This window comes from Mesorhizobium sp. ES1-3 (genome assembly GCF_020164795.1).
Classification (GTDB): Bacteria; Pseudomonadota; Alphaproteobacteria; order Rhizobiales; family Rhizobiaceae; genus Mesorhizobium.
In genome coordinates, this window is sequence record NZ_JAIUGW010000013.1 from 84,440 (window position 1) to 103,068 (window position 18,629).

Consider the following 18,629-nt stretch of genomic DNA (forward strand, 5'->3'; position numbering starts at 1 on the left):
TGGAGCCTTAGGGGCGCGAGGGGTGCAGCGCCCGGATGAGCGGCTTTTCGACGACCAGATAAAGCATCGCCGAGAACGCAAGGCTGAGAACGACGATCACTGCCGGCTGCAGTGCCGGCAGCATGCCGAGCCGCAAGGTGATGCCGGTCACCGCGACGCCCATCAGGGCGTGCCAAAGATAGATCGAATAGGAGGCCTCGCCGAGGAAGTTGAACAAGGCCACAGGCCTGAATGGCCGAGCACGTTCGGCAAAGACCGCGCCCGTCACGATCAGCATGGCCGGGATGCCCCAGCGCAGTACGCGCGGCATATCGGCATCCGCCACAGGGGTGACGGCAAGCAGAAGAAACCCGCCAACAAGCAGCGTCAGGGCCAGCGCAAACGAGAGCCGAACGTCCTGGACCCACAGGCGTCCGACAATGACACCGGCCGCGAACTCGAGTACGATCGGGCTGGTGAAGGAGCGTGGATATCCGTCAGGCAAGACAAGATGCAGCGCGACGATGATGGTGAGAACGCCGACGAGCACGCTCAAACGCCATCGTTCGCCCAGAAAAAGAGTCAACGCGAAAACCAGGTAGAACATCATCTCGTAACTCAGCGTCCAACCCTGGAGGACGATTGGGTGCAATGCGCCGTTTTCCCGAAGCGGCAAGAAGAACAGCGAGCGGCCGAGATTCAGCGGACTGAACAGATGATCGTAAAAAAATTGCGGCTTGATCAGCATGGCTGACGCAATCAGCAAGGTGACGATCCAGTAGAGCGGCACGATGCGGGTGATCCGGCGGCTGATGAAGCCCGCTGGATCCGCCGGGCGGCTCGCCGTCGTCACCCACATGATGAAACCGCTGATCACAAAGAAGATGTCGACCCCGGCGGCGCCGACCGAGAACGGGCCGCCAAACTGCTCGCTGACGTGGAAGCAGACCACGGCGCTCGCGGCCAACGCCCGCAGGTATTGAATACTATGGATACTCGGCACGATGACTCCCGGTCATGGTTTCCGTATTTGCGCTGCAGCGCACACTTCTTCTGCTGCACTGCACAATTACGGGCAGTTGCGGGGCGACTTGTCAACCACTTTCTATTCGAGTCGCAGCGCACCACCGCGCGAGGACATGGAATTTTTCGGAGCCTGAAAACGGCTTCAGCGCCTCGGAAACTCATTTGTATGCAATGTTTCCAGATCAGGTGGATCTTGAAACGAACGCTCTATTTTCGCGAAATCTATCCGATACATGTCAGGCGCATTTACCCCGCATCGAACGGCGGCCGAAGACAGTCCTTGGCCAGCGCCGTTCATCAAGGGAGATGAAAATGTCGATGTTCGAAAGTCTCGGCCGCTTCGGTGTGGCCATCAGGCAAACCCATGCCAGGAACAAGACGATCCGCGCGCTGAACAGTCTTCCGGCGCATGTCCAGAAGGACATCGGCTGGCCCGCATCGCCGCCGAACGATCCGCAGGCCACGCTCGCCTCGCTGCTTCTGGGGACGACGCGCTGATGACCTTCTCCGAGAAATGCAAATTGCTCGGCCTCCGCCGGGGACCTCGTACGTTCCCGACGGCCAACAACCGGCTGCGCGCGGCACTTCTGCCGCGCCACTGATCACACCAGCGTGTGGACAAGGCGCCGATCTTGACATCTTTGGCCAGGGCACGATCTTCAAGAGCGAAGGGGAATTCTCTTAGTCGGCTGCAGCCGAAGTCCGTGTATCCGCATGCCAAGTTTGAAAAGCCACGTCGTGTCCTTCGTGCTCAGGCACAGCCGCAAGCAGGCCTTTTCCAGCCCGGAAAACCTGCAGCGCTGGATCGCGGCCGCGCGCAAGACCGAGGATCACCATCCGCCGGCCGCGCTGCAGCAGCGTTACGACATCCAGACGCGCACCGTTGACGGTTTCCCGGTCTACGAAGTCGCCCCCAGGGCTGGAGAGCACAAACGGATACTCTACCTGCATGGCGGCGCCTATGTCTTTGAGATTACGCCTTATCACTGGTATCTGATCGCCGACATGGCCGAGCGGCTGGGCTACGGCATCACCGTGCCGATCTATCCCATCGCCCCTGAACATGATTTCCACGCCATGTTCGGCATGGTCGGCGCCGTCTATCGCCAGATGCTTGAGGAGATGGAGGCCGAAGAGATCATCTTCATGGGCGATTCCGCGGGCGGCAACATGGCCGTGGTGCTGACCATGATGGCGGCGGAAGAGGGCTTGCCCCTGCCCTCGCGCCATGTGCTGATTTCACCCGGGCTCGACGTCTCGCTCGCAAACCCCGAAGTGTTCGAGGCGGAGCGGAACGATCCATGGTTGGGCATTGCCGGTGGGCGGGAGGCAATCCGGCTCTACAGTGCCGGTATGGATCCGACCGACTGGCGCATCAGCCCGGTCTATGGCGAACTGTCGGTATTGCCGAAGACATTGCTCCTGACCGGCTCCCGCGATCTTCTCACGCCCGACAATCTGATCTTTGCACAAAAAGCGCGCGCCGTCGGTGTCGAGGTGGAGTTGGTCTACGAGGAAGGCATGTTCCACGTTTGGCCGTTGATCGACATGCCGGAAGCGCGGCGTGCGCGCCAACACATCGTCGCTTTCCTGAGCGAGAGCCCGTCGCCGATCGTTCAAGGCACGGCGGCAAGGTTCAAAGCGCCCTCCGAAGAGGCGGCGGAGCAAGGCCTTCGGTCCGAGTATCCCGGATGATCAGAACTTGCCGGTTTCCCGAAACACCTCGAAGGTCGCGCGAATGTGGTCGGCGACGGCCTTGACCGGCGCGCTGGCGTCCGGCGCCACCACCATGGCAAGATTGTAAGTGCCGATATCGGGCATCCCGTCCTTCGGGCAGAGTTCGACCATGTCGTTGCCGAGGAACGATCGCGGCAGCGGCGCGACCGCAAGGTCTGCCATGATCGCGGCACGCTGGCCTGCGGTATGGGCACTCATGTAAGCGACGCGATAGTTGCGGCCCTCGCGGCCCAATGCTTCGAGCGCACCGGCCCGCCAGGCACAGCCTTCTTCCCACAATGACACCGGCAGCGGTTCGCGCAGATGCGCGCAGCCGCCCTTGGCGCCGGCCCACACGATCGGCTCGGTCAAGAGCACCTCGGCGCCGAGCGCGCTGGTCTTGTAGGAGTTGGTCAGAAGCGTGATGTCGAGCGCCCGGTCGTCCATGCGCCGACGCAGATTGCTGCTCTGGTCGATGGTGACATCGACTGCAATCGAGGGATGCGACTGCGCGAAACGCTTCAGCACATGCGGCAGCACGCGCTCGCCATAGTCGTCAGGTGAGCCGAGCCGCACCACGCCGACAATGTCGGGGATGATGAACTTCGATACCACCTCGCGGTTGATCGACAAAAGCCGGCGGGCATAGCCGAGCAGCATTTCGCCGTCCGTGGTCAGCGTCACCGAACGCGCGTCGCGCGCGAACACCGAGCGGCCGAGAATGTCTTCCAGCTTTTTGATCTGCATGGAGACCGCCGACGGTGTGCGGAACACCGCATTGGCCGCGGTGGTGAAACTGCCGGTCTCGGCAATCGCCACGAAAGTGCGCAAAACATCGAGGTCGAGCAGCGGCAGCGGGTGATTGAGTGGGGCGTTCATGGCGATCAGCCTTCAATTTTTCTGATACAAAGCATCATTCCATTTCGTTTGATTGAACATCAGATCAGGAGCATAGTCAACTCCGTCGAAGCAGCATGCTGCCAGAAGCGGTCACGAAACGCCCACGGCGCAGACCTGCATTCGACGTGAAATGAAGCTGAAACAGACTGACGTAACGCATTGCCGGCGCCTCCCGCGCCGCTGCAAAGGAGATCGAAATGTCTATCCTGTCCTCCCTCGGCCGCATCGCGACCGAATTCAGCGCGGCCCGCGCCCGCTACCAGACCGAACGCGCCATCCGTTCCCTGCCGATCGAGTTGCAGAAGGACATCGGTTGGCCGGAAGCTTCCGACACCAAGACCGGCATTCGCAATGGCGTCGGATCCTGGGCTGGAGTAAAGTAGATCGTGTGTACCTCGTGCTGAAGGCCTGCCGCGCAACCCGCCCGGCAGGCCTTCTCTATTTTATTTGTATTCAAATGAATTCAGGAGCCATGCTGCCGCCGCATGGCGCATATGAGCAAGCCGCATGGCAGCTCGCTTTTGAAGCTAACCATCTGTAACTATTCGTAAATATTGAGCACACCACCCACACCCTGCCCAAATTTGCCGCATTCGGTGTCGCTTTTCATATCAAGCGCTTCGCTTTTGCGATTTAGTTTCTGCTTACACGAGCCTATATCACCGCCAGCAAACGAGCTGCCCCACTCCATCAAGCGAAGGCGACCCGTCTGAGCAACCGATTGGAGATGATCATGAAGCTTTTTGCCCGCCTCTTCGCACGCCGCGAAATGAACCTGACCACGGCTCTCGAGCGTCAGCGCCTTGCCAAGACCATGCCTGGCCAGACTGGCGCCATGGCTGCCGCGCGTCTCGGCTTCGTCGCCTGAACTGCGTAAAAAATAGAGAATACAAAGATATCTCCAGAGCCGTGCTCCCTGCTACGGCTTGAGAGTCGACTGCCGCCGCTTCGGTTCCGCCGAGGCGGCGTTTATCTCGTTGCGCTTCCATCGCCTTTTCACAACCTGGCGGTGGCCTAGTTTGAGCAGCACCGCGCGGCGATTGTCCATTTGCGACCCATGTCGCAAATTTAATCTTGCCAAAGCCGTCTAGCCAATTGACAGGAATGGTTTTTCCTGATGACGCTATGCTATTCGCGACATCCTGTTCGCGTCATGGCCAGATGAGGTTCCCCGTGAACGCCGTCAAGCATCCGATCAAGCGATCGTTTGTGTTCTTCCTTGTCCCCGATTTCACCATGATCGCTTTTGCGACCGCGCTAGACCCGTTGCGCTCCGCCAATCGGATGCTCGGCTACGAGGCCTATTGCTGGCGTCTCGCCAGCATCGACGGCAAACCCGTGCGCGCCTCGAACGGCGTGGAGTGTGCGGTCAACACCTCGCTCGAGGAGGAACGCAAGAAGATGGCAGGGCCGGATCGCCCCAACATGGCCATCGTCTGCAGCGGCATCAATGTCGAGCGCTACCAGAACAAATCGGCCTTTGCCTGGCTGCGCGAGGAATACAACCGCGGCGTCGCCGTCGGCGGCCTGTGCACCGGTGCGCATATCCTCGCCGCCGCCGGGCTGTTGTCGAACAAGCGCTGCGCCATCCATTGGGAAAACCTGCCGGGCTTTTCCGAGGCCTTCCCGAAGGCCAATGTCTTTGCCGACCTGTTCGAGATCGACCAGAACATTTACACCTGCGCCGGCGGCACCGCCGCGCTCGACATGATGCTGAAGCTGATCGGCGACGATTTCGACGAGAACCTCGTCAACCGCGTGTGCGAGCAGGTGCTGACCGACCGTGTGCGCAGCCCGACCGACCGCCAACGCCTGCCGCTGCGTGCCCGCCTCGGCGTGCAGAACTCGAAAGTGCTGACCATCATCGAACTGATGGAGGCCAATTTGTCCGAGCCGCTGTCGCTGATCGAGATCGCCGACCATGTCGACTTGTCGCGCCGCCAGATCGAGCGCCTGTTCCGCACCGAGATGGGCCGTTCCCCAGCTCGCTATTATCTCGAAATCCGCCTCGACCGCGCCCGCCATCTCTTGATCCAGTCGTCGCTCCCGGTGGTCGAAGTGGCGGTCGCCTGCGGCTTCGTCTCGGCCTCGCATTTCTCGAAATGCTACCGCGAGCTCTACGCCCGCTCGCCGCAGCAGGAGCGCGTTGACCGCAAGCAGTTGCTGGCGGCCTGATCCAAACCATACGCGCGGACGACCGAGCCGCGAGCGGTTAGTGCGCGTCTGCCGTCCGCATCGCTTCGACGCGGATGTCCTCGGTCAGCCGTGCCTTCAACGCCGAGAATTCCGGACTGGTCTTCAGCGTGTAGTGGCGCGGATGCGGCAGGTCGATGGCGACATCCGACTTGATGCGGCCGGGCCGTGCCGTCATCACGATAACCCGCGAGGCCATGAAGATCGCCTCCTCGATATCGTGGGTGACGAACAGCACCGTTTTCTTGCGCCGTTCCCAGATGCCGAGCAGCAATTCCTGCATCAGCCCGCGCGTCTGGTTGTCGAGCGCCCCGAACGGCTCGTCCAGCAACAGGATTTCCGGATCGTTGGCCAGTGCCCGCGCTATCGCCGTGCGCTGCTGCATGCCGCCGGAAAGCTGCTTCGGCCAATGGTTCTCGAACCCCTTCAGCCCAACGAGATCGACATAGGAGGCAACGATCCCGTCCCGCTCCTCTTCGGCCATGCCGCGTTCGCGTAGGCCGAAGGCGATGTTTTCGGCGACCGTCAGCCATGGGAAAAGCGTGTAGGACTGGAAGACCATGCCGCGATCCGGTCCCGGTCTCGTCACCGCCTTGCCATCAAGCAGAACGCGGCCTTCGCTTGGCGCCTCCAGGCCGGCGACGATCCTCAACAGCGTCGACTTTCCGCAACCGGACGGCCCCAGTATGGTGATGAAATCATTGGCCGCGACCGCCAGGTCGACCGGCATCAGCGCCCTGACCGGCTCTCCGCCGCGCACGCCGGCAAAAGTCCGGGAAACGCCCTCGATGAGAAGCTTGCTCACGCCAGGCTCCACGGAAAGAGCCAGCGGTTGAACGCCTTGAAAGCGAAATCGGACAACAGCCCGATCAGGCCGATGACGATGATGCCGAAGATGATCTGACCGGTCGCCAGCCGCGATTGGCTGTTGATGATCATGTAGCCGATGCCGGACGACGAACCGATCAGTTCGGCAACGATGACATAGGTCCAGGCCCAGCCGAGCACCAGCCGCAACGTCTCGGCGATCTCGGGCGCGTTGGCCGGCATGATCACCCGCCTGACGATGCCGTTGCTGGTCGAGCCCAGAGTATAGGCGGCCTCGACCAGGTCGCGCCGCGTGGAACCCACCTTGACGGCAATGATCAGGATGATCTGGAACACCGAGCCGACGAAGATGACGAGCAGTTTTTCCAGTTCGCCAATGCCGGCCCACAGGATGAGCAGCGGAATGAAGGCCGACGCCGGCAGGTAGCGGGCGAAGGAGACGAAGGGCTCCAGAAACGCTTCCACCGGCTTCCAGGCGCCCATGGCGATGCCGAGCGGCACGGCGACGACCGAGGCCAGCACAAAGCCGCCGAAGACGCGCCAGATGGTGATCAGTATGTCGAGCCAGAAACGGTCCTCGACCAGCAGCCGCCAGCCGTCCCGCAGCATCGACAGCGGATCGGCGAGGAAGATGCGGTTGACGTGGCCGCCAAGCGTGATCCAGGCCCAGAAGGCCACGAACAGCACGAAGAAGGAAATGCCGAGCACTGTTCGCAGGCTCGGTGAGACAGGATGCAAGGGGCGCATCTTCGTCCTTTGTCAGGGGGAAGGCGGCGGCGCTCTGCGCCACCGCACGATGCCCAAGGGTTGAACCGTCAATTCGCCACGGCGCTGGTGTCGGCCAGCGTGGCGACGTCGGGCGCCTCCTTGATCAGCCCCATCTGCAGCAGCAGTGCACCCGCGGTCTTGGAAAAATCCTGGAATTCCTTGGTGAAGAACTGCTTGTTCTCAGCCTTGTCGGCCCATTTCAGGTACTTCGCCGAATCCTCGAATTCCTTGGCCGACTGTTTCACGTCGGCGCCCATGATCTCGTAGGATTTCTGCGGATCCTTCTTGATCATGTCGAGAGCGTCGAAATAGCTGTCGGCAAGCGCCTTGGCGGCGTTAGGATTGGCCTTGAGGAATTCGGGCGTGCAGCCGACCGTGTCGAGAACCATCGGATAGTCGAGCGTGGTCGCCAGGATATGACCCTGGTCGGCCTTGTCGCGCACGGCCGAAAGGAACGGCTCATAGGTGACCGCCGCATCGTTCTGGCCGGCGAGGAAGGCTTGCGCCGCCGCGTCAGGCTCGAGATTGACGACCGTCACGTCCTTGGTCGACATGCCGTTTTTGTTCAGCACCCAGGCGAGCAGGAAATAGGGCGACGTGCCTGGCGCCGAGGAGGCGACGGTCTTGCCCTTGAGATCGGCGACGGTCTTGATGTCGTTGCGCGCGACGATGCCGTCGGCGCCATAGGATTTGTCGAGCTGGAAAATCTGCTTGGTGGCCACCCCGCTGGCGTTCCAGACCAGCCAGGTCTCGACCGTGGTGGCGGCGCATTGCAGGTCGCCGCTGGCGATGGCGAGCGGACGGCTGGCCTGCGGCACCTTCTTCAAGGTCACGTCGAGGCCATGCTTCTCGAACAGCCCTGTCTGCTTGGCGAGCGTCAGCGGCGCGAATCCGGTCCATCCGCTGATGCCGATGGTAAGTGACGTGGCGGCCATCGCCGGCGCGGTCAAACCCGCGGCAAGCGTCAATGTCGCGGCAAAGACGGTTATCCTGTTCATGTCGGTTCCCCTTTTGTTTCTCTGGGGGAAATTGTTCACAGAGGCCGATGGGCTTGTCAATCGACAGGAACGTGTTTGCGTGGAAAGCAGCCGGCAACCGGTTTCAGATTGTTCTACCTGGTGTCGGGCATCCAGTTGCGGTTGCGCCACATTTTCTCGCCGACCTGGCAGTCGGCGGCGGGTTTGTCCTGCGCCAGCACCACTGGCGGGTGATCCGCCTCCTCCGCCGCCCATTGGCGCGACGCCGGACCGGCAAGCTCCAGCACCAGCTTGCGGCGGATGGCTTCGGGAAATTGCGTCCAGTCGTTGACCGGGATCATGAAGGCGCCGGCGCCGCCGATGACGCAGTCGCTGTAGTAGCGGTCGAGATCGTTGACGTCATAGACCCCGGAAAAGCCGCCTCGGGTCATCAGCGGTAGGCCGTTGATGACGATGCCTTGCCTGACCACGCCGTCGCGGGCGAGATTGACCGGCGCGCCCTGGTTGTTTGGCCCGTCGCCCGAAATGTCGATGACGCGCTTGGTTCCCTGGTAGCCGCTTTCGGCGAAAAGGTCGCTACCGAACTCCAGCGCACCGGAGATCGAGGTGCGCCGCGCGCTGTCGGGCGGCTGGGCCGAAAATTGCGCCACAACCCGCTCGGCGTCGGCCCGGCTTGCGATCACCGTCCACGGCACGATGACGCGTTGCCAGCTGGTACCGGCCCATTCGACATAGGTGACGGCGATCTTGCCATAGACGCCATCGGCGATCGCCTGCAGCACATTGTCATGCGTCAGCGCCGCTGCGTAGCCATGGCGCTGGATCTCAAGCTCATCCGCCGACATCGACAGCGAAACATCCACCGCCAGCACCAGCTCGACATCGACCGGCTCGTCCGCGCGGGACATTGGCGCCGGCCAGAGCATCAGTCCCAGTACGGCAGAGGCGGAAAACAGATGTCTTGCGCAGGGCAAACCAGACATTCCGCGAGGGTAAGCCAGAATCGCCCACCGAAAAAGAGAAAAGCCCGGCCTTTGCCGGGCTGATCCAATCTGTGCGCGCCCTGGCGTTGGGCGATCAGCTCCGCGGCTTCAGATTCTCCGGGTCGTAAAGCGGCTTGTAGCCGACGCTTGCCACCTCGACCGGATAGGTCTCGCCGAAATACTCGACCGCGAGCTTGCGGCCCTCCTGCGCATAGGCCCACGGCAGATAGGCGAGCGCGATGTTCTTGCCGATGGTCGGGCCATAGGCGACCGATGTGGTGAAGGAGCGGCGGCCGAGTTCGTCGACCAGCGTTTCCCCGCTCTCGGGGTCCATCACCGGCATGATGCCGACGGGATAACGGGCAACACCCTTGGAATCCGTATTCTCGGTCATCACCAGCGTGCACAGCATGGCAGGCTGGTGCGCGCGTTCGCGATACTCCACATGCTTGGCCTTGCCGCAGAAATCGTTCTCCTTGACCTTCGGTCGGGCGAGATCGGCTTCCAGCAGATTATACTCGGTCAGAAGGTCGGCGTTCTGCAGCCGCAGGCTCTTTTCCATCCGGCGGGTGTTGGCGTAGGTCTCGACGCCGAACGGCATGACGCCTGTCGAGCGCAGCGCGTCCCAGACGGCCAGACCGTCCTCGTAGCGCATATGAAGTTCCCAGCCCTGCTCGCCGACATAGGAGATGCGGAAGGCGGTGACATCCTTGCCGCCGATCCTGACCGGCTTGATGGCCGCGAATGGAAAATTCTCCGGCGAAAGCCCATCCGGGTTCTCGACCACCTTCTTCAAGGTCGTCCGCGCGTTCGGTCCCCAGATGCCGATGGTGACGTACTTCTCGGTCACATCGGTGATGGTGACGTCGAACCCTTTGTCCTGAGCCGTAAGGCGCATGTACTGGAAGTCGCGCGGCCCGGCGTCGGCGCCGTCGATCAGCCGGCAGCGGTCCGCCATGCGGATCACGGTGAAGTCGGCGCGCACCATGCCTTCCTCATCGAGGAAGTGGGTGTAGATGCCCTTGCCGATGTTGTTGTCGCCGCCGATCTTGGCCGCGCACAGCCATTCCAGCAGCGCGACATGGTCGGGCCCTTCGATGTCATACATCGAGAAATGCGAGAGATTGACGATGCCGCAATCCTCGCTCATCGCCAGATGCTCCGCGTTGGAGACGCGCCAGAAATGGCGGTTGTCCCATTCGTTCTCGCGCACCGGCACCCGGTTGCCATATTTCTCGAGCAGATGCTCGTTGGCGGCATAGCCATGTGCGCGCTCCCAGCCGCCGAGCTCCATGAAATAGCCGCCGAGTTCCTTCTCGCGCTCCCAGAACGGCGAGCGCCTGATATTGCGGGCCTTGGAGAAGGGTTCACGCGGATGCACCGCCGGATTGTAGACCTTCATCGCCGTCTCGGTGCAGCGATCCCAGATGAACTGTTCCTTGGTCTGGTGCGGATAGAAGCGGGCATAGTCGATCGCGTGGTGGTCGATCTCGGTGCGGCCGTCCGTCATCCAGTCGGCGATCAGCTTGCCCATGCCGGGGCCGTCCTTGACCCAGATGGCGACGGCGTACCACAGGCCCCTCACCTTCTGGCTTTCGCCCATGGATGGGCCGCCATCGGCCGTCACCTGCAGCAGGCCATTGAACGAATGGCTTTCGTTATAGCCGAGTTCGCCCAGGATCGGCGTCAGCTCCATGGCGCGTTCGAGCGGCGCTAGGATCTGCTCCATGTCGAGATCGCGCTGCGACGGCGACAGCCGCGCCTGGTCCTTCTCCAGCAGATCGCGGGGGTGGCAAAGGCGCGGATTGGTCTCTTCGTAATAGCCCCATTCGATCTGGCCGCCCTCGGCGGTCTTGGGATCGCCGGTGTCGCGCATATAGGCCGAGTTGCCCTGATCGCGCAGCAGCGGCCAGCCGATCTCCTTGCCGGTGCCGGCGAACTCGGTGTACGGGCCGAAGAAGGTCAGCGGATGGTCGATCGGCATGACAGGCAGATCCTCGCCGACCATTTCGGCGATGAGCCGGCCCCAGATGCCGGCGCAGACGATGACATAGTCGGCCTCGATCGTGCCGCGGTCGGTCACCACGGCGCTGATGCGGCCGTCCTTGACGACAAGCGACTTCGCCGGCGTGTTGGCGAAGGATTTGAGCTTGCCGGACGCTTCCGCCTGGTCGACCAGCTTGCCGGCGACGGTCTGCGAGCGCGGAATGACGAGACCGGCGTCCGGATCCCACAGGCCGCCCTGCACCAGATCCTGTTCGATCAGCGGGAATTTTTCCTTGATCTCGGCCGGCTCGATCAGGCGCGCACGTGTGCCGAAAGCCTTGGCCGAGGCAATCTTGCGCTTGATCTCGTCCATGCGGCCGTCGTCGCCGACACGGGCGACCTCGAGGCCGCCGACGCGCGCGTAATGGCCCATCTTCTCGTAGAAATCGATGGAATAGAGCGTCGTCCAGCACGACAGAAAATCGTGGCTGGTGGTGTAGCAGAAGTCGGAAGCGTGCGCGGTCGAGCCGATGTCGGTCGGGATGCCCGACTTGTCGATGCCGACAATGTCGTCCCAACCGCGCTCGATCAGATGATGGGCGATCGATGCGCCGACAATGCCGCCGAGGCCTACGATGACGACCTTCGCCTTTTTCGGAAACTCTGCCATTGCCCGCGACTCCAGAATGCTGTTGCGGGCGGCTTCGGCGCCCGTTTGATCGGCGCACAATATGCAGGCGACGGGCACGGCGCTACCGCCTGTTTGCGACACGCCGCGGATGCGGCGCGACCCTTCCCAAATCAGGGAAAACAGCTACCCATCAGGCAAATGCCCAGACATCCTCGGCCTGGAAGCCAAGCTGGTAGCCCGCCGTTTTCAGCTTGACCACGACCTGGCCTATCTCCAGGGCAGGCAGTGCACCGACCTCGACCTTGATCATGCCGGGACGATAGCGCTTGAGGTCGAGCTGCTCGAACACGATCCAGTCGGCGCCTTCGCAATCGACGAGGAAGGCATCGATATGGGTGATGCCATTGCGGTCGAGCAATGTCTGCAAGGTCTCCGATGGCACCTCGATGTCTTTCAGGTGCGGCGCGAACTTGTTGAAATTCGCGTCGGCCTCGCCCCAGGCATTCTTGCCCGACGTCAGATTGGTGTCCGTGACCGACGAGCAGCCAATGAACTCGATCGGCAGCGTGCCGGCCTCGAGCGCGGCCGCGTCAAAGGTGTGGACGGTGATCGTACCTTTTGTCCTCGTCACTGCCACCGGTTCGATGACGAAGCGGTCCGTGTCGGGATAATTGGCGCGCAGCCGTTTCTGGTTGTACGGGATTGGCTCGACCAGCATGGCGCGGGCCGTTGGAATGCGGTGCAGCCACGGCGTCACGTCATCGAACAGCGCACCATCGCAGGCGCCCACATTGACCATCTGGAATGGCCGGCCGCTACCACCGAAGCGTGCCTTCAGCGCCGCTTTGGCGAGGAACTTGGTGCCGCGCAGCGATGGCCCGCGATCCAGCAGGCCGGCGGGAAGGCCAAGCGACAGGGCAATGCGCGCCAGGCTGGAAACTGAGCTCATGATTTGTCTCCTGGTATGACGTGCAAGGCGACGCGGTGCTGGCCGCGGGCGACCGCCGCCCACAGCGCCATGAAGGGCGATGCCAGCAGCAGGAAGGGCGGGACCAGATGCGGAAAATAGATGCGCGTGTCGTGGATCGGGAAGACGGTGAATTTGGCCAGCGCACCGAGCACCAGCGCCGCAAACAGGATACCGGCGCGGCGACCGAGCCCGAAGCCGGCACGGTTGGCCGCAAACCAGCCGGCCAGCGCCAGCACCGAGACCCCGACCCAGCTGTTCAGATTGACGGCGCGCAGCAGCGAGGCGGCAAACGCCCGGAGATAGGCGGTGATGGAAAAAGCCGGCTCGAACCCGTCCATGTTGTAGTGCTGTTCGATGCTGGAGAACCATAGATGCGGCCACCAGCCTGGATGATGCGCCCAATGCGAAATGGCGAAATAAGCGACCAGCGAGGCGGCGAAGCCCGCCAATGCGCCCCATGCCTTCTGCCGGAACACGACCAGCAGCACTGCGAAAACGGCAAGGAAAACAATGTTGTCAGGCCGCACCATGAAGGCAAGGAAGAGCAGGATCGCCGTCGCCGCCTCGCGGCCTCTAATATAGGCATAGAGCCCTCCGAGCAGCAGCGCCGACGTGAGCAGATCAGGCGTCGAGGCGCGCGCCGCATCGCCGAAATCGGCCATGATCAGCACCGCGCCGACCACCGGCGCCAACGCCAATGCCTTTTCCCCACGCAGCCAGAGCAATGTGATCGCGCCGAACAGCAGTACCGAAAACACCTGCACCAGCCGCATCGCCTCGATCGGCGACATTACGGAACCCAGCGTCGACAGGATCTCGGCATAGAGAAACTTGATCCGGTACATCCCAAGCAGCGAATGGAAGTCGACGGCGTTCTGCGCCATGTGGCTGCGGAAGCCACCGCCATCGTCGGTCAGCCCCTTGTAGTCGCCGGCCGAGACACCCGATTTGACGGTGTTGTAGGCATAATCATGCAGCGTCTGCGCATTAGGATAGGTGCCCTCCTCCGATATGGCGAGATAGGGCAGCATGTCCCAGTTGGCATCGGGCATCGCCCAGGCCGTGAGCGCCGTCAAAACGATATAGAGCGCGAAAGCCGCCGCACCGATCGGAGCCGCCAGCCGTGCATAGGTCCGCTCGCCCCACGCCAGACCGGCTTCGGCGAACCGGTCGAGTGGATTTTGCGGAGCGGGCGACTTGGTCAGCATGTCTGATCAGCGAACGTTCAACGGACCTGGCTTTTCACGAAGTCCTTCACGATCGCCACGATGCCGCGTGACAGCAGGCTGTCGAAGGCGTCGACGAAGCGGTCGACATGTTCGCGCTGGCAGATCAGCGGCGGCTCGAGCCGGATGACGTTGCGGTTGTATTCGGTGAAGGCGACGAGCACGTCATAGTCGCGCAAGAGCAGCGCGCCGACGAAGCCGGACAGCGAGCCTTTCAGCTTGTCGTCGAGCACGCTGACGATGGGGCGCAGCACCATCGGCAAGGTCTGCGAGAAGTCGTGGAACTCCAGGCCGATCATCAAACCCTTGCCACGCACGTCCTTGATGATCTTCGGATATTTTTCTTTCAGCGCCTGCAAGCGGGTCAGCAGATAGTCGCCGGTGATCGCGGCGTTGTCGATCAGCCCCTCGTCGTAAAGCACGTTGATGCCCTCGATCGCGGTGGCACATGCCTCGCCCATCCCGCCGAAAGTGGCCATGGCATGGATCATCGCCGTCTTCGGCGTGCCATAGGCCTTCATGTAGATTTCGCGACGCGCAATCATTGCGCCGACCGCGGCCTTGCCGGCGCCCAGAGACTTGGCCAATGCCGTCACGTCAGGCACGACGCCATAATGCTCGAAGGCATAGAAGCGGCCCGAGCGGCCATAACCGCACTGCACTTCGTCGGCGACCCACAGCACGCCATGCTGGTCGCATAGCGCGCGCAGCTTCTGCCAATATTGCGCCGGCGCCTGGATGATGCCACCGCCGCCCTGGATGGTTTCCAGCACGATGACGCCGATCTCCGGATCGGAGCGGAACAGGCGTTCGACCGCTTCGATATCGGCGAAGGGGATGCGGACCGTGTTGTCGGCCATCTTGAAGTCGGCGCGATAGAGCTGGCCATCGGTGATGCCCAGCACGCCCTTGGTCTTGCCGTGGAAGGAGTTCTCCGCATAGGCGATCTTCGGCCGCTTCGGGCCGGCGGCGCGTTCGGCAAGCTTCACCGCCGCTTCCATCGCCTCCGAGCCGGACGAGCCCAAAAATACCATGTCGAGGTCGCCGGGCGAGCATTTGGCGATGTTATGCGCCAACGCGGCCGCATATTGCGACATGAAGGCGATGGCGATCTCCTGGCGCTTTTCTTCCTGGAATTTCTTCCTCGCTTCCAGAATGCGCGGATGGTTATGGCCGAAGGCCAGCGACCCGAAGCCGCCGAAGAAGTCGAGGATCTTGCGGCCATTCTGGTCGATGTAGAACATGCCCTCGGCACGCTCGATCTTGATCTTGTGGAAGCCGAGCAGCTTCATGAAATGCAGCTGGCCGGGGTTGAGATGCGCCTTGAACAGGCCGGTCATCCCGGCCACGTCCATCGCCTTCGCCTGCTCGACGGAGATCAGGTCGGGCTTGGCGATAGTGGCGGGCGAAAGCGCCGGTGCGTCAACCAGGGTGCGCGCATTCGTCTGTTCCGGCTTGGCCATGACGGTCATTTCAATCTCCTGTCCGCGCCTACGACCAGCGTCGTGCGCCATAAAACTGTTTGGCTATCCGCTATTCGGCGGGCACATGTTTGGCGGCGACAGCCGGACCCGCCTTCTTGGCGCGGTATTCGCTGTAGGCGGCGATCAGCATGTCCTCATCGCGATATTGCGGGACCCAGCCGAGCTGGCGCTTGGCCTTGGACACGTCGAGCACGCATTCCTCGTCGGCGATCAGATATTGCTCCGGATCCATGATCGGCATGTTGATGAGGTCGAGCAGGTCGAGCGTGCGCTTGACCGCCCAACCGGGCGTAGGCAGCAGGATCGACTTCGAGCCGGCATGTCGGATCAGGTCGCCAAGCAATTTCTTCACCGGTGGCGGGTTGAGCGAGCCAAGATTATAGGCCTCGTTGGGCACACCGGCCTTCCATGCGGCACATGCGGCCTCGGCGCAGTCGAACACCGAGATGAATTGATAGGGGTTTTTGCCGGAACCGATCATCGGCACCGGAAAACTCCAGTCGATCAGCTTGAACAGTTTTTCGAGAATGCCGAGCCGGCCGGGCCCGATGATCAGGCGCGGACGAAACAGCGAGATCGACATACCGCGCTTGCGCCATTCGGCGGCCAGTTCCTCGGTCTTCTGCTTCGACCAGCCATATTCGCCGAGTGGCGCGACCGGGTGCTCCTCGGTCATCGGCTGGGTGACCGTGTGGCCGTAGATCATGTCGGTCGTATAGTGGACGAGCTTGGAGGCACCTGCCTTGTCCATGGCCTGCATTATGTGCTCGGCGCCATGGAAATTGACCGGGAAGAAGAAGTCATGCCGCTTCGCACGCACCTGGATCGGCGACAGCATCTTGGCCGACAAATTGTAGACCATGTCGTCGGCCTTGAGCCCGACGGCGGCGACCGACGCCGGATCGGTGACATCGCACTCGATGAAGCGGACATTGCGGTAATGCGCGAAGTCGTTGTTGACGATGTCGGCGACGACAACCTCTTCGCCATCGGCCGCGAGCTTCGGGGCAAGATGGCGGCCGACGAAGCCGTCACCGCCGAAAATCACATGTCTCATCGAACGATCTCGTTTGCTTGTATCTTGTCGGAGGTGATGGACGCGTTCTGATCCTCATGCCCTCGCCCACTTTGCGCGATCAGCACCGTGCCGACGCAGATGCAGGCAATGCCGGCGATGCGCCAGCCATTGAGATCTTCGCGGAAGACGAAATAGGCGAAGATCGCGACGGCGACGTAAGCCAGGCTCAGGAACGGATAGGCGAAGGAGAGTTCGACCTTGGACAGCACATAAAGATGCGAGGCCATCGAAATGACGAAGGTGCACAGGCCAAGGAAGACCCAGGGGCTGAAGACGATCTGCAGCAGCTTGATCAGCGGATTGGTGCCCTCGAACGAAATCGGTCCGAGCGATATCATGCCTTGCTTCAGCATCAGCTGCGCAGCGGCATTGGTCATGACCGTAAAGAGAATGAAAAAGATATATTTCATTTCAGCCCGCCACCCTCGTGATATTAGCTAATACAAACCTAAAAATATTTCGTGAACTCACAAGACTGTTTTGGGTAAACCTTGGTGTTAAGCATTCGGAAACCATGATTCATTCTAGTTTTACCTATTCGGCCGCCTCGGCGCCGCGCCGCCGCAGTTCGATGCTCCCGGCCGTGCGCGCCCAGAAATCGGACATGAAGGCAGGGTCGCGCAACGCTTCCAGTCTCGGCCAGTCGACGAAGGAGGCGGCGAAGGTCGCAGCGCCCATGCGCGCATCCTTGTAGGGGTTGACCGCGCCACCGGCCGCGATGGTCATGCGGTCGAGTTCGCCGAGCAGGGCAAGCGTCGCGGCTCCCTTGTTGGGGAAGTCCAGCGTCAGCGTGTAACCAGGCCTCGGGAACGACAGCAATGCCGGCGAGCGGACCGCGCCGAAGCGCTTCAAGACGGTGAGGAGCGACCCCTGCCCGGCCTGCCGGGCAGCCTCGAGCAATGCCGGCACTATCGTGCGTGCGGCCTCTTCCGGAACCACGCTCTGATGCTGGAACAGCCCCTTCGGTCCATAGAGCCTGTTCCAGTCGCGAACGCCGTCGAGCGGGAAGAAGAAGCCCTGGTATTCGATCTGGCGCGGCACGGCAGCGCGGCCCTTTTTCCACCTGTAGGCAGCGTTGAACGCGGTCAGGAATGGCCGGCCGAGCACGTTGAAAGGCGGCTGGAACGGCACGGAGAATTTCCCGCTCGCACGCACGGCCACATGCGAGCCATGCTCGGCATGGTTGCCGGTAAACAGCAGCCCCCGTCCGCTGTTGCGGCCACCGGCAAGCTGGTCGATCCAGGCGACGGCATATTCATTGGCCTGGTCCGCCGCTTCGGCGAAGTCGAAATATTCGCCGAGATCGCGGAACCGCGTCGTCTTTTCCATGATGTCGAGCGACGGAACCCACATCAGCCGGATCGAGGCCGACAGGATCAGGCCGGTGAGACCCATGCCGCCGATGGTCGCCCGAAACAGCCGCGGATTGTCAGTCGCCGAGCAGCGATAGCTGCGTCCATCCGACCGCAGCAGCGTAAAGCTTTCCACATGGCAACCGAAAGTGCCGCGCCGGTGATGATTCTTGCCGTGGACATCGTTGGCAATTGCGCCGCCGAGCGTGACGAATTGTGTGCCGGGGACCACCGCCGGAAAGAAGCCGTGAGGCGCGGCATGTGCAATGACATCCGCGAGCAGCACACCGGCATCCGCTTCGAGCAGACCGCTCTCGGCGTTGAAGCCGCGAATGCGGTTCAAGGGCCGCATGTCGATGACCGTACCGGCCTGGTTCTGACAGGAATCGCCGTAGGACCGGCCATTGCCATAGGCAAGCAGCGATGCTTGCCTCGCCTGGCCACCCTTCAGCAATGCAATGGCGTCATCGGCATGGATCGCCCTTGCCGCTGGCGGTGTGGCACGGCCAAAGCTCTGGAAGCGTTCGGCCAT

General features: G+C 62.0%; 18 protein-coding genes. 5 read left to right on the forward strand and 13 right to left on the reverse strand.

Annotation, left to right across the window (positions count from 1 at the left end; all coding sequences use genetic code 11):
• Positions 1-7 precede the first annotated feature (7 nt).
• Positions 8-982 carry an acyltransferase family protein gene (locus tag LB536_RS18700; RefSeq protein ID WP_224595319.1) on the reverse strand — a complete coding sequence of 325 codons (975 nt, stop codon included), beginning with the start codon at positions 980-982 and terminating at the stop codon, positions 8-10.
• Between the two features lie 335 nt (positions 983-1,317).
• On the opposite strand from LB536_RS18700, the gene LB536_RS18705 reads away from it, so the two are divergent.
• The gene (locus tag LB536_RS18705; RefSeq protein WP_224595323.1) at positions 1,318-1,503 is read left to right on the forward strand and encodes a hypothetical protein; all 186 of its coding nucleotides are present in this window, start codon (positions 1,318-1,320) and stop codon (positions 1,501-1,503) included.
• Between the two features lie 216 nt (positions 1,504-1,719).
• The gene (locus tag LB536_RS18710; protein ID WP_224595327.1) at positions 1,720-2,700 is read left to right on the forward strand and encodes an alpha/beta hydrolase; all 981 of its coding nucleotides are present in this window, start codon (positions 1,720-1,722) and stop codon (positions 2,698-2,700) included.
• On the opposite strand, the gene LB536_RS18715 is transcribed toward LB536_RS18710, so the two are convergent.
• The gene (locus tag LB536_RS18715; RefSeq protein WP_015317416.1) at positions 2,701-3,600 is read right to left on the reverse strand and encodes a LysR substrate-binding domain-containing protein; all 900 of its coding nucleotides are present in this window, start codon (positions 3,598-3,600) and stop codon (positions 2,701-2,703) included.
• A gap of 218 nt (positions 3,601-3,818) precedes the next feature.
• On the opposite strand from LB536_RS18715, the gene LB536_RS18720 reads away from it, so the two are divergent.
• The 3 genes from LB536_RS18720 to LB536_RS18725 all read left to right on the forward strand — a co-directional run bounded on the left by LB536_RS18720 (position 3,819) and on the right by LB536_RS18725 (position 5,796).
• Complete coding sequence (locus LB536_RS18720) at positions 3,819-4,004, forward strand: hypothetical protein (protein ID WP_140812411.1); 186 nt, start codon at positions 3,819-3,821, stop codon at positions 4,002-4,004.
• Between the two features lie 350 nt (positions 4,005-4,354).
• On the forward strand, positions 4,355-4,489 hold the full coding sequence (locus LB536_RS31135; protein ID WP_127281166.1) for a hypothetical protein: 135 nt from the start codon (positions 4,355-4,357) through the stop codon (positions 4,487-4,489).
• 293 nt (positions 4,490-4,782) lie between these two features.
• The gene (locus LB536_RS18725; RefSeq protein ID WP_263489191.1) at positions 4,783-5,796 is read left to right on the forward strand and encodes a GlxA family transcriptional regulator; all 1,014 of its coding nucleotides are present in this window, start codon (positions 4,783-4,785) and stop codon (positions 5,794-5,796) included.
• A 37-nt stretch (positions 5,797-5,833) separates the two neighbouring features.
• On the opposite strand, the gene LB536_RS18730 is transcribed toward LB536_RS18725, so the two are convergent.
• The 11 genes from LB536_RS18730 to LB536_RS18780 all read right to left on the reverse strand — a co-directional run bounded on the left by LB536_RS18730 (position 5,834) and on the right by LB536_RS18780 (position 18,629).
• Entirely contained in the window at positions 5,834-6,619 is a 786-nt protein-coding gene (locus LB536_RS18730) for an ABC transporter ATP-binding protein (RefSeq protein ID WP_140758240.1), read from the reverse strand.
• Positions 6,616-7,389: an ABC transporter permease gene (locus LB536_RS18735; protein WP_140758239.1), complete on the reverse strand. Its 774-nt coding sequence runs from the start codon at positions 7,387-7,389 to the stop codon at positions 6,616-6,618. Before LB536_RS18735 ends, LB536_RS18730 begins: the two co-directional genes overlap by 4 nt.
• Before the next feature lie 68 nt (positions 7,390-7,457).
• Complete coding sequence (locus tag LB536_RS18740; RefSeq protein ID WP_224595332.1) at positions 7,458-8,408, reverse strand: ABC transporter substrate-binding protein; 951 nt, start codon at positions 8,406-8,408, stop codon at positions 7,458-7,460.
• A gap of 113 nt (positions 8,409-8,521) precedes the next feature.
• Positions 8,522-9,370: a DUF1194 domain-containing protein gene (locus LB536_RS18745; RefSeq protein ID WP_181178486.1), complete on the reverse strand. Its 849-nt coding sequence runs from the start codon at positions 9,368-9,370 to the stop codon at positions 8,522-8,524.
• Between the two features lie 94 nt (positions 9,371-9,464).
• Positions 9,465-12,026, reverse strand: a complete 2,562-nt coding sequence (locus tag LB536_RS18750; RefSeq protein WP_224595335.1) for an FAD-dependent oxidoreductase — start codon at positions 12,024-12,026, stop codon at positions 9,465-9,467.
• 151 nt (positions 12,027-12,177) lie between these two features.
• Positions 12,178-12,936, reverse strand: a complete 759-nt coding sequence (locus LB536_RS18755) for an FkbM family methyltransferase (protein ID WP_224595338.1) — start codon at positions 12,934-12,936, stop codon at positions 12,178-12,180.
• Positions 12,933-14,165 carry a hypothetical protein gene (locus LB536_RS18760; RefSeq protein ID WP_224595340.1) on the reverse strand — a complete coding sequence of 411 codons (1,233 nt, stop codon included), beginning with the start codon at positions 14,163-14,165 and terminating at the stop codon, positions 12,933-12,935. The genes LB536_RS18755 and LB536_RS18760 overlap by 4 nt, the downstream gene beginning before the upstream one ends.
• A 17-nt stretch (positions 14,166-14,182) precedes the next feature.
• Entirely contained in the window at positions 14,183-15,655 is a 1,473-nt protein-coding gene (locus tag LB536_RS18765; RefSeq protein ID WP_411966556.1) for an aspartate aminotransferase family protein, read from the reverse strand.
• 61 nt (positions 15,656-15,716) lie between these two features.
• The gene (locus LB536_RS18770) at positions 15,717-16,724 is read right to left on the reverse strand and encodes an NAD-dependent epimerase/dehydratase family protein (protein ID WP_224595342.1); all 1,008 of its coding nucleotides are present in this window, start codon (positions 16,722-16,724) and stop codon (positions 15,717-15,719) included.
• The gene (locus LB536_RS18775; RefSeq protein WP_224595344.1) at positions 16,721-17,155 is read right to left on the reverse strand and encodes an EamA family transporter; all 435 of its coding nucleotides are present in this window, start codon (positions 17,153-17,155) and stop codon (positions 16,721-16,723) included. Before LB536_RS18775 ends, LB536_RS18770 begins: the two co-directional genes overlap by 4 nt.
• Before the next feature lie 124 nt (positions 17,156-17,279).
• On the reverse strand, positions 17,280-18,629 hold the full coding sequence (locus LB536_RS18780; protein ID WP_224595346.1) for an FAD-dependent oxidoreductase: 1,350 nt from the start codon (positions 18,627-18,629) through the stop codon (positions 17,280-17,282).

Excerpts from the sequence above, each read along its gene's own strand:
- LB536_RS18705 (WP_224595323.1), top strand. The coding sequence starts at position 1,318 with ATGTCGATGTTCGAAAGTCTCGGCCGCTTCGGTGTGGCCATCAGGCAA.
- LB536_RS18710 (WP_224595327.1), top strand. The coding sequence starts at position 1,720 with ATGCCAAGTTTGAAAAGCCACGTCGTGTCCTTCGTGCTCAGGCACAGC.
- LB536_RS18715 (WP_015317416.1), bottom strand. The coding sequence starts at position 3,600 with ATGAACGCCCCACTCAATCACCCGCTGCCGCTGCTCGACCTCGATGTT.
- LB536_RS18720 (WP_140812411.1), top strand. The coding sequence starts at position 3,819 with ATGTCTATCCTGTCCTCCCTCGGCCGCATCGCGACCGAATTCAGCGCG.
- LB536_RS31135 (WP_127281166.1), top strand. The coding sequence starts at position 4,355 with ATGAAGCTTTTTGCCCGCCTCTTCGCACGCCGCGAAATGAACCTGACC.
- LB536_RS18725 (WP_263489191.1), top strand. The coding sequence starts at position 4,783 with ATGAGGTTCCCCGTGAACGCCGTCAAGCATCCGATCAAGCGATCGTTT.
- LB536_RS18735 (WP_140758239.1), bottom strand. The coding sequence starts at position 7,389 with ATGCGCCCCTTGCATCCTGTCTCACCGAGCCTGCGAACAGTGCTCGGC.
- LB536_RS18740 (WP_224595332.1), bottom strand. The coding sequence starts at position 8,408 with ATGAACAGGATAACCGTCTTTGCCGCGACATTGACGCTTGCCGCGGGT.
- LB536_RS18745 (WP_181178486.1), bottom strand. The coding sequence starts at position 9,370 with ATGTCTGGTTTGCCCTGCGCAAGACATCTGTTTTCCGCCTCTGCCGTA.
- LB536_RS18750 (WP_224595335.1), bottom strand. The coding sequence starts at position 12,026 with ATGGCAGAGTTTCCGAAAAAGGCGAAGGTCGTCATCGTAGGCCTCGGC.
- LB536_RS18755 (WP_224595338.1), bottom strand. The coding sequence starts at position 12,936 with ATGAGCTCAGTTTCCAGCCTGGCGCGCATTGCCCTGTCGCTTGGCCTT.
- LB536_RS18760 (WP_224595340.1), bottom strand. The coding sequence starts at position 14,165 with ATGCTGACCAAGTCGCCCGCTCCGCAAAATCCACTCGACCGGTTCGCC.
- LB536_RS18765 (WP_411966556.1), bottom strand. The coding sequence starts at position 15,655 with ATGACCGTCATGGCCAAGCCGGAACAGACGAATGCGCGCACCCTGGTT.
- LB536_RS18770 (WP_224595342.1), bottom strand. The coding sequence starts at position 16,724 with ATGAGACATGTGATTTTCGGCGGTGACGGCTTCGTCGGCCGCCATCTT.
- LB536_RS18775 (WP_224595344.1), bottom strand. The coding sequence starts at position 17,155 with ATGAAATATATCTTTTTCATTCTCTTTACGGTCATGACCAATGCCGCT.
- LB536_RS18780 (WP_224595346.1), bottom strand. The coding sequence starts at position 18,629 with ATGGCCGAACGCTTCCAGAGCTTTGGCCGTGCCACACCGCCAGCGGCA.